At 64.4% G+C, this 14599-nt stretch carries 11 protein-coding genes; 7 read left to right on the top strand and 4 right to left on the bottom strand.

What is annotated here, in order from left to right; translation table 11 throughout:
- Nucleotides 1-70: 70 nt before the first annotated feature.
- A complete protein-coding gene (gene tcdA / locus ACQKPS_RS09860) occupies nt 71-880 on the bottom strand; it encodes a tRNA cyclic N6-threonylcarbamoyladenosine(37) synthase TcdA (protein ID WP_254483580.1) in 810 nt (269 codons plus the stop codon).
- A gap of 133 nt (nt 881-1013) precedes the next feature.
- On the opposite strand from tcdA, the gene ACQKPS_RS09855 reads away from it, so the two are divergent.
- The 4 genes from ACQKPS_RS09855 (at nt 1014) to ACQKPS_RS09840 (ending at nt 6056) form a co-directional block, all read left to right on the top strand.
- Nucleotides 1014-3605, top strand: coding sequence for a glycosyltransferase (locus ACQKPS_RS09855; protein WP_254483579.1), 2592 nt, complete (start codon nt 1014-1016; stop codon nt 3603-3605).
- A 95-nt stretch (nt 3606-3700) separates the two neighbouring features.
- Nucleotides 3701-4852 carry a succinyl-diaminopimelate desuccinylase gene (dapE, locus tag ACQKPS_RS09850; protein WP_427603822.1) on the top strand — a complete coding sequence of 384 codons (1152 nt, stop codon included), beginning with the start codon at nt 3701-3703 and terminating at the stop codon, nt 4850-4852.
- Complete coding sequence (locus tag ACQKPS_RS09845) at nt 4852-5664, top strand: putative RNA methyltransferase (RefSeq protein WP_283723829.1); 813 nt, start codon at nt 4852-4854, stop codon at nt 5662-5664. Before dapE ends, ACQKPS_RS09845 begins: the two co-directional genes overlap by 1 nt.
- A gap of 17 nt (nt 5665-5681) precedes the next feature.
- Nucleotides 5682-6056, top strand: coding sequence for a hypothetical protein (locus ACQKPS_RS09840; protein WP_427603820.1), 375 nt, complete (start codon nt 5682-5684; stop codon nt 6054-6056).
- A 119-nt stretch (nt 6057-6175) separates the two neighbouring features.
- On the opposite strand, the gene ACQKPS_RS09835 is transcribed toward ACQKPS_RS09840, so the two are convergent.
- Entirely contained in the window at nt 6176-6385 is a 210-nt protein-coding gene (locus ACQKPS_RS09835) for a cold-shock protein (protein ID WP_003252255.1), read from the bottom strand.
- Nucleotides 6386-6616: 231 nt separating this feature from the next.
- Between ACQKPS_RS09835 and plsB the strand changes: the two genes are divergently transcribed.
- The 3 genes from plsB to ACQKPS_RS09820 all read left to right on the top strand — a co-directional run bounded on the left by plsB (nt 6617) and on the right by ACQKPS_RS09820 (nt 10297).
- Nucleotides 6617-9103 (top strand): glycerol-3-phosphate 1-O-acyltransferase PlsB, encoded by a 2487-nt coding sequence (plsB, locus tag ACQKPS_RS09830; protein ID WP_283723831.1) that lies wholly within the window; start codon nt 6617-6619, stop codon nt 9101-9103.
- Nucleotides 9104-9179: 76 nt separating this feature from the next.
- Nucleotides 9180-9578 carry a YbaY family lipoprotein gene (locus tag ACQKPS_RS09825; protein WP_283723832.1) on the top strand — a complete coding sequence of 133 codons (399 nt, stop codon included), beginning with the start codon at nt 9180-9182 and terminating at the stop codon, nt 9576-9578.
- A 32-nt stretch (nt 9579-9610) separates the two neighbouring features.
- Complete coding sequence (locus ACQKPS_RS09820) at nt 9611-10297, top strand: DUF4197 domain-containing protein (protein WP_427603818.1); 687 nt, start codon at nt 9611-9613, stop codon at nt 10295-10297.
- Nucleotides 10298-10333: 36 nt separating this feature from the next.
- Here the strand turns inward: ACQKPS_RS09820 and ACQKPS_RS09815 are convergent, their stop codons facing one another.
- Together ACQKPS_RS09815 and ACQKPS_RS09810 are read right to left on the bottom strand one after the other, a co-directional pair.
- Nucleotides 10334-13399 (bottom strand): efflux RND transporter permease subunit, encoded by a 3066-nt coding sequence (locus ACQKPS_RS09815; RefSeq protein ID WP_283723834.1) that lies wholly within the window; start codon nt 13397-13399, stop codon nt 10334-10336.
- Nucleotides 13400-13405: 6 nt separating this feature from the next.
- Nucleotides 13406-14506, bottom strand: a complete 1101-nt coding sequence (locus tag ACQKPS_RS09810; protein ID WP_427603815.1) for an efflux RND transporter periplasmic adaptor subunit — start codon at nt 14504-14506, stop codon at nt 13406-13408.
- Between the last annotated feature and the right edge of the window lie 93 nt (nt 14507-14599).

Genomic DNA, 14599 nt, shown 5'->3' with positions numbered 1-14599 from the left:
GATAATCATCGCCGGTGAAAGCTGTGCTGTACCGGTGGGAGCGGGTTCACCCGCGAAGCAGCCAGCGCCATTATCCAGGCTTGACCCGCTCCGAAGGCCGCCGCGCGCCGGCTACCAGTTTTTCGATCGCCTTGCTCGCCGCCACCATGCCAAAGGTCGCAGTCACCATCATCACCGCACCAAATCCCCCCGCGCAGTCCAGGCGCACGCCTTCGCCGACGAAGCTCTTCTGCAGACAAACACTGCCATCCCCCTTCGGATAACGCAGCTGCTCGCTGGAAAACACGCACGGCACGCCATAGTTGCGGCTGGTATTGCGCGAGAAGTTGTAGTCACGGCGCAGGGTCGAACGCACCCGCGAAGCCAGCGGGTCGTTGAAGGTCTTGTTGAGGTCGCCGACCTGGATCTGGGTCGGGTCGATCTGCCCGCCCGCGCCACCGGTGGTGACGATGGCGATCTTGCGGCGTCGGCACCAGGCAATCAGCGCGGCCTTGGCCATCACACTGTCGATGCAGTCGATCACTGCATCCATCTCTTCGGTGATGTACTCGGCCATGGTCTCGCGGGTGACGAAATCCGCCACCGCGTGCACGGTAATCTTCGGATTGATCGCCCGCAGGCGCTCGGCCATCACCTCTACCTTCGGCCGCCCGACCTGGCCTTCCAGCGCATGGGCCTGGCGGTTGGTATTGCTGACGCAGACATCGTCCAGGTCGAACAGGGTGATTTCGCCGACGCCACTGCGCGCCAGGGCCTCGGCCGCCCACGAGCCGACCCCACCGATGCCGACGACTGCCACATGGGCATTGCCCAGGCGCTGCAGGCCCTCGTCGCCATACAGCCGGGCAACGCCGGCGAAGCGTGGATCTTCAGTGCTCATGTTCCTACCTCAACGCTCGTACCCGAAAATGCGGCGCGCATTATAGGCCAGCGGCCGCTTTGACCTCCATCGTTAGGAAACACCCTACCATTACTGCTTTAATGTCCTATCACTTGGACAGAATCGGATCACAATGTCATCTCGCAAATTCGGCCTCAACCTGGTGGTGGTCCTGGCCATCGCCGCGCTGTTCACCGGGTTCTGGGCACTGATCAATCGCCCGGTCTCCGCGCCTGCCTGGCCGGAACAGATCTCCGGCTTCTCGTACTCGCCCTTCCGCCTTGGGGAGAGCCCGCAAAAAGGCCAGTACCCCAGCGATGACGAGATGCGCCAGGACCTGGAACAACTGAACAAGCTGACCGACAACATCCGCATCTATACCGTCGAGGGCACCCAGGCCGAAATCCCGCGGCTGGCAGAAGAGTTCGGCCTGCGAGTGACCCTGGGCATCTGGATCAGCAAGGACCTGGAACGCAACGAACGCGAGATCGAAAAAGGCATCGAACTGGCCAACCACTCGCGCAGTGTGGTGCGGGTGGTGGTCGGCAACGAAGCGCTGTTCCGCGAAGAAGTGACGCCCGAAGAGCTGATCCAGTACCTCGATCGCGTGCGCGCCGCCGTCAAGGTACCGGTCACCACCAGCGAGCAGTGGCACATCTGGAAGGAGCACCCGGAACTGGCCAGGCACGTCGACCTGATCGCCGCGCACATCCTGCCGTACTGGGAGTTCGTGCCGATGAAAGACTCGGTGCAGTTCGTCCTCGACCGCGCCCGCGAGCTACGCCACCAGTTCTCGCACAAGCCGCTGCTGCTGTCGGAAGTCGGCTGGCCGAGCAACGGCCGCATGCGCGGCGGCGCCGACGCCACCCAGGCCGACCAGGCCATCTACCTGCGCACCCTGGTCAACACCCTGAACCGACGGGGCTACAACTACTTCGTGATCGAGGCCTACGACCAGCCGTGGAAGGCCAACGACGAAGGTTCGGTAGGCGCCTACTGGGGCGTGTACAACGCCGAGCGCCAGCAAAAGTTCAACTTCGAGGGGCCGGTGGTGGCAATCCCGCAGTGGCGGGCCCTGGCGGTCGCTTCGGTGGTCCTGGCGATGATCGCCCTGGCCGTGCTGCTGATCGACGGCTCGGCCTTGCGCCAGCGCGGCCGCACCTTCCTCACGTTCATCACCTTCCTGTGCGGGTCGGTGCTGGTGTGGATCGCTTATGACTACAGCCAGCAATACAGCACCTGGTTCAGCCTGACCGTCGGTGTGTTGCTGGCGCTCGGCGCGCTGGGCGTGTTCATCGTGTTGATGACCGAGGCCCACGAACTGGCCGAGGCCGTGTGGATCCACAAGCGCCGCCGCGAATTCCTGCCGGTGCAGGGCGACAGTGCCTACCGGCCCAAGGTGTCGGTGCATGTGCCGTGCTACAACGAGCCACCGGAGATGGTCAAGCAGACCCTCGACGCCTTGGCCGCGCTGGATTACCCGGACTATGAAGTGTTGGTGATCGACAACAACACCAAGGACCCGGCCGTGTGGGAGCCCCTCAAGGCTCACTGCGAGAAGCTTGGCGAGCGTTTCAAGTTCTTCCATGTCGCCCCACTGGCCGGCTTCAAGGGCGGCGCCCTGAACTACCTGATCCCGCATACAGCCAGGGACGCTGAGGTGATCGCGGTAATCGACTCGGACTACTGCGTCGACCGCAACTGGCTCAAGCACATGGTGCCGCACTTCGCCGACCCGAAGATCGCCGTGGTGCAGTCGCCGCAGGACTACCGTGACCAGCACGAAAGCACCTTCAAGAAGCTCTGCTACAGCGAATACAAAGGCTTTTTCCACATTGGCATGGTCACCCGCAACGACCGTGATGCGATCATTCAACACGGCACCATGACCATGACCCGACGCAGCGTGCTACAAGAGCTGGGCTGGGCCGAGTGGTGCATCTGCGAAGACGCCGAACTGGGCCTGCGGGTGTTCGAGAAAGGCCTGTCGGCGGCCTATTCGCACAATAGCTATGGCAAGGGCCTGATGCCCGACACCTTCATCGACTTCAAGAAGCAGCGTTTCCGCTGGGCCTATGGCGCCATCCAGATCATCAAGCACCACGCCAGCGCCCTGCTGCGCGGCAAGGGCAGCGAGCTGACCCGTGGCCAGCGTTATCACTTCCTGGCCGGCTGGCTGCCGTGGGTCGCCGACGGCATGAACATCTTCTTCACGGTCGGCGCGCTGCTGTGGTCGGCGGCGATGATCATCGTCCCGCACCGGGTCGACCCGCCGCTGATGATCTTTGCCATTCCGCCGCTGGCGCTGTTCTTCTTCAAGGTCGGCAAGATCATCTTCCTCTACCGCCGTGCGGTGGGGGTAAACCTCAAGGATGCCTTTGCCGCGGCACTGGCAGGGCTGGCGCTGTCGCATACCATTGCCAAGGCGGTGCTTTACGGCTTCTTCACCAGCAGCATGCCGTTCTTCCGCACACCGAAGAACGCCGACAGCCATGGCTTGCTGGTGGCGATTTCCGAAGCACGGGAAGAGCTGTTCATCATGTTGCTGCTGTGGGGCGCGGCACTGGGTATCTTCCTGGTGCAAGGCCTGCCGAGTTCGGACATGCGCTTCTGGGTGGCGATGTTGCTGGTGCAGTCGTTGCCCTATGTGGCTGCACTGGTGATGGCGTTTCTATCGTCGCTGCCCAAGCCGGTCGAGAAGGCCGCCGAAGCACAACAGGTTTGAGATGGCGGGGGCGCTTTGCGCCCCCAACCCCCCTCTGTTTGATATAAGATAACGCCCCTCAGATTTCCCCGCCTCGCCTTGCCCCGGAGTTCCCCATGACGGCCCCTGCCGAGCTCTCGCCCACCCTTCAACTGGCCTGCGACCTGATCCGTCGCCCTTCGGTCACCCCCGTCGATGCCGACTGCCAGGCGCAGATGATGAACCGCCTGGGCGCCGTGGGCTTCCAGCTGGAGCCGATGCGTTTTGAAGACGTCGACAACTTCTGGGCTACCCACGGTACCCAGGATGGTCCGGTACTGTGCTTCGCCGGCCACACCGACGTGGTCCCCACCGGCCCGGTGCAGCAGTGGCAACACGAGCCGTTCGAGGCGCTGATCGACGCCGACGGCATGCTCTGCGGCCGCGGCGCCGCCGACATGAAAGGCAGCCTGGCCTCGATGGTGATCGCCAGCGAGCGCTTCGTGCAGGACTACCCGAACCACCGCGGCAAGGTCGCCTTCCTGATCACCAGCGACGAGGAAGGCCCGGCCCACCATGGCACCAAGGCCGTGGTCGAGCGCCTGAAGGCACGTAACGAGCGCCTGGACTGGTGCATCGTCGGCGAGCCGTCGAGCACCACCCTGCTCGGTGATGTGGTCAAGAACGGCCGTCGCGGCTCACTTGGCGCCAAGCTGACCGTGCGCGGCAAGCAAGGCCATGTGGCCTACCCGCACCTGGCCCGCAACCCGATCCATCTGGCCGCCCCGGCATTGGCTGAACTGGCAGCCGAGCACTGGGACGAAGGCAACGCGTTCTTCCCCCCGACCAGCTTCCAGATCTCCAACCTCAACGCCGGCACCGGCGCCACCAACGTGGTCCCCGGCGAGCTGACCGCGCTGTTCAACTTCCGCTTCTCCACCGAGTCGACCGTCGAAGGCCTGCAGGCGCGGGTTTCGGCGATCCTCGACAAGCACGAGCTGGACTGGACGGTAGACTGGGCGCTGTCGGGCCTGCCGTTCCTCACCGAGCCGGGCGACCTGCTCGACGCGGTGGCGGCCAGCATCAAGGGCGTCACCGGCCGCGACACCCAGCCGTCGACCAGCGGCGGCACTTCCGATGGCCGCTTCATTGCCACCATGGGCACCCAGGTGGTCGAACTCGGCCCGGTGAACGCCACCATCCACCAGGTCGACGAGCGGATCCTGGCCAGCGACCTCGACCTGCTGACCGAAATCTACTACCAGACCCTGGTCCGGTTGCTCGCCTGATGCTCGCCTGCCCCCTCTGCCAGGCCGCCCTGTCGCGGCTCGACAACGGCGTGGTGTGCCCGGCCGGCCACCGCTTCGACCGTGCCCGCCAGGGTTACCTGAACCTGCTGCCGGTACAGCACAAGAACAGCCGTGACCCGGGCGACAACCAGGCCATGGTCGAAGCCCGCCGCGACTTCCTCGACGCCGGCCATTATGCCCCTGTGGCCCGCCGCCTGGCCGAGCTTGCCGCCGAGCGCCAACCCGGCGCATGGCTGGACATCGGTTGCGGCGAAGGTTACTACACCGCGCAGATCGCCCAGGCCCTGCCGAGCGCCGACGGCTATGCCCTGGACATCTCCCGCGAGGCGGTCAAGCGTGCCTGCCGCCGTGCGCCCGAGGTGACCTGGATGGTCGCCAGCATGGCCCGCGTGCCGTTGGCCGATGCCAGCTGCCAGTTCATCGCCAGCGTGTTCAGCCCGCTGGACTGGGACGAGGCCAAACGCCTGCTCAGCCCCGGTGGCGGCCTGATGCGCGTGGGCCCGACCAGCGGCCACCTGATGGAGCTGCGCGAAGTGCTCTACGATGAAGTGCGCCCGTACGCCGACGACAAGCACCTGGCCCTGGTGCCCGAAGGCATGGCCCACGCCCACAGCGAAACCCTCGAGTTTCGCCTGAGCCTGGCCGAACCCAAGGCCCGTGCCGACCTGCTGGCGATGACCCCGCACGGCTGGCGCGCCAGCGCCGAGAAGCGCGCCCGGGTGATCGACCAGCCCGAGCCGTTCGAGGTGACGGTTTCCATGCGTTATGACTATTTCGTGCGCCAACACTGAGCACAACCGGAGCCTTTATGCGCCAACCCGATATCGAGATCTACCTGAAGGACGCCGACGTCGACCACAAGCAGATTGCCGAGTGGCTCAGCCAGGCAATCGGCCCGTGCAGCGAATGGAAACAGAAAGGTCAGACCTTCAAATGCCAGGCCAGTAACATTCCGGTCACCTGGTTACCCAAGGCTGTAGGGAAATGGAACAGCCTCTACCTGGAAAGCGACCAGACCCCATGGGCCGATGACGTCGCCTGCGCCCGCGCCGCGTTCGCCGCGCTAAACGTCGAGGTGCGTTGCGCGCCGGGTGGCTGGGTCGAGGAGGACGGTGAAGACGATGCCGATCGCTGGATCCGCATCAGCGCCGACGGTGAAGAGGAAATCACCTGGCGTACTTGACGACATGGTTTTCTCTGTAGGAGCGGGCTTGTCCCGCGAAGCAGGCACCGCGGTGACTGGCACCGGCTGCGCCGGTGTTCGCGGGGCAAGCCCGCTCCTACAAGCCTACAGCTAGAGGCTCAGAGCCCGACTACGTCTTCGGCTTGCAGGCCTTTCTGGCCCTGCACGCAGGCGTATTCCACCCGCTGCCCTTCGACCAGGGTACGATGCCCCTCACCGCGGATCGCCCGATAGTGGACGAACACATCCGCACCACCTTCGCGCTGAATGAAGCCATAACCTTTGGCATCGTTGAACCACTTAACATTCCCAGTCTCACGAGACGACATCTGAACTACTCCGGATTTTTATTGTGAAGATCGCCTTGTAGACACAGGGTGTCCTCCCTATGTCGACGCCGCTTGCCGAAATATCCTGCAAGTGGCAGGCCGAGTATATGACACAGAACAAAAAATTTTCATGACCGTCGCGCTATTTACCGAATTTTGCTGAACTTGCGCCGATACGGCAGACTAAATAGCTGTCTATTCTCTGAAATTCATTCCCAGGGCACTCACCCCATGACCCGTTCCCCCCTGCGCCGCCTGATCTTCGGCGCCCTGCGTCGCCTGATGTACCTGTGGGTGCGCTCCGAGACCATCAACCAGTCGTCCCTGACCCTCAAGCTCGACCGCAGCCGCCCGGTGTTCTACGCCCTGCCGTCACCATCGCTCACCGACCTGGTGGTGCTCGACCGTGAGTGCACCAAAGCGGGGCTGCCGCGCCCGGTGCTGCCGGTGGCCGTCGGCACGCTGCAGGAACCTGCCGCGTTCTTCTACCTGACGCCGGACCCGGACTGGCTCGGCCGCCACGACAAGCGCGGCGCCCCGCCGACCCTGGAACGCCTGGTCGCCGCCATCAGCCAGCACGCCGAGGAAGACGCGCAGATCATTCCGGTCAGCGTGTTCTGGGGGCAGACGCCGGCCAGTGAGAACAGCCCGTGGAAATTGCTGTTCGCCGACAGTTGGGCCGTGACCGGGCGCCTGCGTCGGCTGCTGACCGTGCTGATCCTGGGGCGCAAGACCCGCGTGCAGTTCTCCGCGCCGATCCACCTGCGCGAACTGGTGCAGCACAACAAGGGTCACGAGCGCACCGTGCGCATGGCCCAGCGCCTGATGCGCGTGCACTTTCGCAACCTCAAGACCGCCGTGATCGGCCCCGACCTCTCGCACCGCCGCAACCTGGTCAAGGGCCTGGTGCATGCGCCCCTGGTCCGCCAGGCCATCGCCGACGAAGCCCAGCGCGAGAACATGCCCGTGGCTAAGGCCGAAGCCCAGGCGCTGCGCTACGGCAACGAGATCGCCTCGGACTATACCTATACCGCGATCCGCTTCCTGGAAGTGGTGCTGAGCTGGTTCTGGAACAAGATCTACGACGGCATCAAGGTCAACCACATCGAGCAGGTGCAAGGCATCGCGCCGGGCCACGAAGTGATCTACGTGCCCTGTCACCGCAGCCACATCGACTACCTGCTGCTGTCGTACCTGCTGTTCCGCAATGGCCTGACGCCGCCGCACATCGCCGCTGGCATCAACCTCAACATGCCCGTGATCGGTGGCCTGCTGCGCCGGGGCGGTGCCTTCTTCATGCGCCGCACGTTCAAGGGCAACCCGCTGTACACGGCGGTATTCAACGAGTACCTGCACACCCTGTTCACCAAGGGTTTCCCTGTAGAGTACTTCGTCGAAGGGGGCCGCTCGCGCACCGGGCGCATGCTGCAGCCGCGTACCGGGATGCTGGCGATCACCCTGCGCAGTTTCCTGCGCTCCTCACGCACGCCGATCGTCTTCGTACCGGTGTATATCGGTTATGAACGCGTACTGGAGGGCCGCACCTACCTCGGCGAACTGCGCGGTGCGAGCAAGAAGAAAGAGTCGATCCTCGATATCTTCAAGGTCTTCGGGGCACTCAAGCAGCGCTTCGGCCAAGTCTACGTCAACTTCGGCGAGCCGATCCGCCTGGCCGCATTCCTCGACGAGCAGCAACCCGGCTGGCGCGAGCAGGAGCTGGGGCCACAGTTCCGCCCAGCCTGGCTGAACGATACCACCACCCGGCTGGGCGAAACCGTTGCCCGCCACCTCAATGAGGCGGCAGCGGTAAACCCGGTCAACCTGGTGGCCCTGGCGCTGCTCTCCACCAGCCGCTTGGCGCTGGACGAGCGCGCCCTGACCCGGGTGCTCGACCTGTACCTGGCCTTGCTGCGCCAGGTACCGTACTCCGAACACACCACCTTGCCCGAAGGCGACGGCCAAGCACTGATCGAGCACGTGCGCAGCATGGACCTGCTGGCCGAACAGAAGGACGCGCTGGGCCGCATTCTCTACCTGGATGAAGCCAACGCGGTATTGATGACCTATTACCGCAACAACGTCCTGCACATCTTTGCCCTGCCGGCCCTGCTGGCGAGCTTCTTCCTCAGCAGCTCGCGCATGAGCCGCGAACTGCTGGGCCAGTACGTGCATGCGCTGTATCCGTACCTGCAGGCCGAACTGTTCCTGCGCTGGGCGCCGGAGCAACTGGACGAGGTGATCGACCACTGGCTGGCAGCGCTGGTCGAACACGGCCTGCTGCGCCACGAAAACGACCTGTACATGCGCCCGGCGCCAAGCTCACGCCAGTTCGTGCTGCTGACCTTGATGGCCCGCACCATCACCCAGACCTTGCAGCGCTTCTACATGGCCACTTCGCTGCTGCTCAACAGCGGGCAGAACACCCTGAGCGCCGAAGAGCTGGAAGACTTGTGCGTGATGATGGCCCAGCGCCTGTCGATCCTGCATGGCCTGAATGCCCCCGAGTTTTTCGACAAGGCCCTGTTCCGCCACTTCATCCAGACACTGATCCTGCAGGGTGTGCTGCGTCCGGATGGCAACGGCAAGCTGGGTTACCACGACAAGCTCAGCGAGCTGGCCGAGGGTGTGGCCAAGCGTGTGCTGTCGGCGGAGCTGCGACTGTCGATCCGCCAGGTAGCGTTGCACCGTGAGGACTCGCTGGCCACAGCGGCCATCTGAGGTCACATCTGCCGGGAAAATCCGCTAAAGTCCCAGGGGTTGGCCACAAGCCAGCCCCAAGGACACCGGAGACTCCATGAAAAAGCTCTTTATGCTGTGTTGCGCATCCCTGCTCGCAGCCTGTTCCAGCCACACCCCGCCCAGCCAGGCCAGCCTGGAGGGTGAAGTCTTCTACCTGCAGCGCATCGCCCTGCCGCCTGCCGCCACCTTGAGCGTCGAGTTGCAGGATGTCTCGCTGATGGACGCCCCCGCCGTGACCCTGGCCCGCCAGGCCGGCCCGGTCAAAGGCAACGTGCCGCTGCCGTTCCACCTCACTTACGACCCGACCCAGGTCAAGCCCGGCCACCGCTACGCGGTCAGCGCCCGGATTGAGCTGGACGGCAAGCTGCTGTTCATCAACACCGAACACCACGGCGTCGCACTCGACGGCAGCGACCCGCAGCCGCTGCGGGTCAAAGTCGACCCGGTGCGCTGAGCCCGCCCCCCTTCATCGATAAGGAAATACCCATGATTCGCGCCTTCCTGCGCTTCACTACCCTGTGCGCCGGCCTGCTGCTGTCGGCCAGCGCCCTGGCCCTGTCGCTTGGCGACCTGAGCCAGTCCGACGCCACTGGCGGCCTGAAGGATGCCCTCACCCAGGGCGCGCAGATTGCCGTCAAGCAGTTGAGCACGCCAGGTGGCTTCAGCAACAACCCTGATGTGCGCATCGAGCTGCCAGGCAACCTTGGCAAGGCTGCCAAGGCCATGAAGATGTTCGGCAAGGGCGACCAGGTCGATGCCTTGGAAGCCAGCATGAACAAGGCCGCCGAAGCCGCCGTGCCGCAGGCCCAGGCGATTCTGGTGGATGCGGTGAAGAAGATGACCGTGACCGATGCCAAGGGCATCCTCAGCGGTGGTCAGGATTCGGCCACCCAATACCTGAACAAGAGCAGCCGCGAGCAGATCCGCGCCAAGTTCCTGCCGATCGTCAAGCAGGCCACCGACAAGGTCGGCGTCGCCCAGCAGTACAACGCCTTTGCTGGCCAGGCCAAAGGCCTGGGGCTGATCAAGGATGACGCCAATATCGAAAACTACGTGACCGAGAAGGCGCTGGATGGCCTGTTCGAGATGATTGCCAAGCAGGAACAGAGCATTCGCCAGAACCCGGCACAGGCGGCTACCAGCCTGGCCAAGAAAGTCTTCGGCGCGCTCTGATGCCCATGGGGAGGGCTTTGCCCTCCCCTGCAATCCTCAGCCTTTCTTGACCCTGAACCAAGCCGCATACAACGCCGGCAGGAACAGCAAGGTCAATGCCGTGGCGACGATCAGCCCGCCCATGATCGCCACCGCCATCGGCCCGTAGAACACACTCCGCGACAACGGAATCATTGCCAGCACCGCCGCCAGCGCGGTCAGCACGATCGGTCGGAAGCGTCGCACCGTGGCCTCGATGATCGCCTGCCACCGGTCCAGCCCGGATGCGATATCCTGCTCGATCTGGTCCACCAGGATCACCGAGTTGCGCATGATCATCCCCGCCAGGGCAATGGTGCCAAGCATGGCGACGAAGCCGAACGGCTGGCGGAACGCCAGCAGGAACAGCGTCACGCCAATCAGCCCCAACGGTGCGGTGAGGAACACCATCACCGTGCGCGAGAAGCTGCGCAGCTGGATCATCAGCAAGCTCAGCACCACCACGATGAACAGCGGCATGCCGGCATTCACCGACTTCTGCCCTCGCTCCGAGTCCTCTACCGTGCCACCCACCTCCAGCAGGTAGCCATCCGGCAGCTTGGCCTTGACCTCCTGCAAGGTCGGCAGGATCTGTTTCACCAGCGTCGCCGGCTGCTCCTTGTCATAGATATCGGCACGCACGGTCACCGTCGGCAGGCGGTTGCGGTGCCAGATGATGCCTTCCTCGAAACCATATTCCAGGGTCGCCACCTGCGACAGCGCCACGCTCTGGCCGTTGCTGGTGGGCAGCGCCAGGCTGCCGAGGCTGCCCAGTTCGCCACGCTCCTGCGGGGTGCCGCGCAAGAGGATCTCGATCAGTTCGTTGTCCTCGCGGTACTGGCTGACCGTGGTGCCGGTCAGCGAGCTCTGCAAGAAGCTCGACAGCTGCGCAGTACTGACGCCGAGGGCGCGGGCGCGGTCCTGGTCGATCTCCAGAAACACCGCCTTGCTCGGTTCTTCCCAGTCCAGGTGCACGTTGACCACATGCGGGTTCTCGCGCACCTTGTCCGCCACTTCGCGGGCCAGGGCACGGGCCTTCTCGATATGCTCGCCGGTGACCCGGAACTGCACCGGGTAGCCCACGGGCGGGCCGTTCTCCAGGCGCGTGACGCGTGCACGAAGGTCGGGGAACTGCTGGTCGACGGTGCTGATCAACCAGCTGCGCAGGCGCTCGCGGTCCTCCATCGACTTTGCCAGCACCACGAACTGGGCGAAGCTGGCGGCTGGCAACTGCTGGTCCAACGGCAGGTAGAAGCGTGGCGAACCGGTGCCCACGTAGGCGACGTAGTTGTCGATGCCGTCCTGCTGCTTGAGCAGCGCTTCCAGTTGCTTGACCCGCTCGGCGGTATTGGCCAGCGAGGCGCCTTCGGCGAGTTTCAGGTCGACCATCAGCTCCGGTCGCCCTGATGCCGGGAAGAACTGCTGCGGCACGAAACGGAACAGCAGAATGCTGCCGACAAAGGCGGCGATGGTCAGCACGATCACCGTCTTGCGCCGCCGCACGCACCACTCAACCACACGCCGTACGCGCTGGTAGAACGGCGTACCGTAAGGGTCCGGCGCGTGCCCGTCCTTGCCATGGCGGGCAGCATGCAGCTTGGCCAGGTCCGGCAGCAGCCGTTCGCCCAGGTAAGGCACGAAGACCACCGCCGCGACCCACGAGGTCAACAGCGCGATGGTCACCACCTGGAAGATCGAGCGGGTGTATTCGCCAGTGCTCGACGCTGCCGTAGCGATCGGCAAGAAGCCCGCAGCCGTGATCAGCGTACCGGTGAGCATCGGGAACGCCGTGCTGGTCCAGGCGTAGCTGGCGGCCTTGAGGCGGTCATAGCCCTGTTCCATCTTGATCGCCATCATCTCCACGGCAATGATCGCGTCGTCCACCAGCAGGCCCAGCGCCAGCACCAGCGCGCCAAGCGAGATCTTGTGCAGGCCGATGCCGAAGTAGTGCATGCTGGCGAACGTCATGGCCAGTACCAGCGGAATGGCCAAAGCCACCACCAGGCCGGTGCGCAGGCCAAGGGAGAAGAAGCTCACCAGCAGCACGATCACCAGCGCCTCGACCAGCACCTGGACGAACTCGCCGACCCCGGCCTTGACTGCCGCCGGCTGGTCGGAGACCTTGCGCAGCTCCATGCCGGCCGGGAGGTTGCGTGCCAGGCGCTCGAACTCGCCTTCCAATGCCTTGCCCAGCACCAGGATGTCGCCACCGTCCTTCATCGACACCGCCAGGCCAATGGCATCCTCGCCCATGAAGCGCATGCGCGGTGCGGGCGGGTCGTTGAAGCCACGGTGCACGTCGGCCACATCACCAATGCGGAAGGTGCGGTCGCCGACCCGGATGGGGAACTGGCGGATCTGGTCAACGCTGTCGAAACGCCCGCTCACTCGCAATTGCAGGCGTTCACTGGAGGTCTCGAAGAAGCCCGCGGTACTGACCGCGTTCTGCTCGCGCAAAGCTTGCTGCACTGCCTCCAGTGACACGCCCAGGGTAGCCAGCTTGAGGTTGGACAGCTCGATCCAGACCTTCTCGTCCTGCAGGCCGATCAGCTCGACCTTGCCCACGTCCTTGACCCGCTGCAACTGGATCTGGATGCGGTCGGCGTAGTCCTTGAGCACCGCATAGTCGAAGCCGGCGCCGGTCAGCGCGTAGATATTGCCGAAGGTGGTGCCGAACTCGTCGTTGAAGAACGGGCCCTGGATCTCCGGCGGCAAGGTGTGGCGGATGTCAGCCACCTTCTTGCGAATCTGGTACCACAGCTCGGGAATGTCTTTGGAATGCAGCGAGTCGCGGGCCATGAAAGTGACCTGCGATTCACCCGGACGCGAGAACGAGACGATCTTCTCGTACTCACCGGTCTCCATCAGCTTCTTCTCGATGCGCTCGGTCACCTGGCGCGACACTTCCTCGGCCGTGGCCCCGGGCCACAGGGTACGAATCACCATGGCCTTGAAGGTGAACGGCGGGTCTTCACTCTGCCCCAGCTTGGTGTAGGACATGGCGCCAATGGCGGCCAGTAGAATCATCAGGAACAGCACGATCTGGCGGTTACGCAACGCCCATGCGGAAAGGTTGAAACCCATCGGGACTTACTCCTTGGCCGCCAGGTTCACCACGCGGTTGGTGCGGTCCACCGGCCGCACCTCCTGCCCTTCGCGCAACACGTGGCCACCTGCAGCGACCACCCAGTCGCCTGGCGCCAGGCCTTCGAGCACCGGCACGGTTTCACTGCCATACGCGCCCAGGCGCACCACAGCGCGCTCCAGGCGGCTTTCCTTGTTGACGCGCCAGACATACGCCTGGCCGTTCTCGGCGGTGACGGCCGACAACGGCACTGCAAGCGGAATCACCCCGTCATGGGCAATGAAGACCCGCGCACTCTGGCCGAGTTCGGCCGGCACCTTGGCCGAGGTGAAGGCAATCCGTGCGGCGAAGGTACGTGAGCGCGGGTCGGCGGCAGGTGACAGCTCGCGAATGCGCCCCTGGAAGCGTTCGTTGGGGTGCGACCACAACTCGACGCTGACAGCCTGGCCGACGGCAAAACGGGAGAACTGCTGTTCCGGCAGGCCGATGGCAACTTCACGCTCACCGTCGGCGGCGAGTGTGAACACGGTCTGCCCAGCCGCCACCACCTGGCCGACTTCAACCTGACGCTTGGCGATGACGCCCGCCTGCGGGGCACGCAACACGGCGTAATCCGCCTGGTTGCCGGCCACTTCGAATTCGGCCTTGGCCTGCTTCAGGCGGGCCAGGCCTGCGCGGTAGAGATTTTCTGCGTTGTCGTACTGGGAATGGCTGACCATTTGCCGGTCGAGCAGCTTCTGGTAGCGGTCGCGCTCGGTGCGCACCAGCGCCAGGTTGGCCTCGGCCGCCGCCAGCTGGGCACGGTTGGCTTCGAGCTGCAGGCGCACGTCCTGTGGGTCGAGTTCGGCCAGCGGCTGCTCGGCCCTGACCCGCTGCCCTTCCTCCACCAGGCGCTTGCTGACCTTGCCGCCGATGCGGAAGGCCAGCTCCGGCTCGAAGCGCGCGCGCACTTCGCCGGGGTAACTGTCGGCAGCGGCTTCGGCCGGCTGCGGCTGCACCACCAGGGCCGGGCGCGGCACGGCAGGTGGAGCGGCTTCCTGACCGCAGGCGGCCAGCATCAGCGCGGCAGCGACGGGCAGAACGAGGGAAAAGGCAGGACGCAGCATGATGAATCCTTTCGCGAAGTGCACATCGAATATTTATACTGGCGAGTATATTAAATCAGGGAACCGAGGCCGGGAAGCCAGCATCGGAAGAAA

The organism is Pseudomonas sp. NPDC086566 (assembly GCF_050280885.1).
Classification (GTDB): Bacteria; Pseudomonadota; Gammaproteobacteria; order Pseudomonadales; family Pseudomonadaceae; genus Aquipseudomonas; species Aquipseudomonas vlassakiae.
This window is presented reverse-complemented; position numbering and strand designations above follow the sequence as displayed.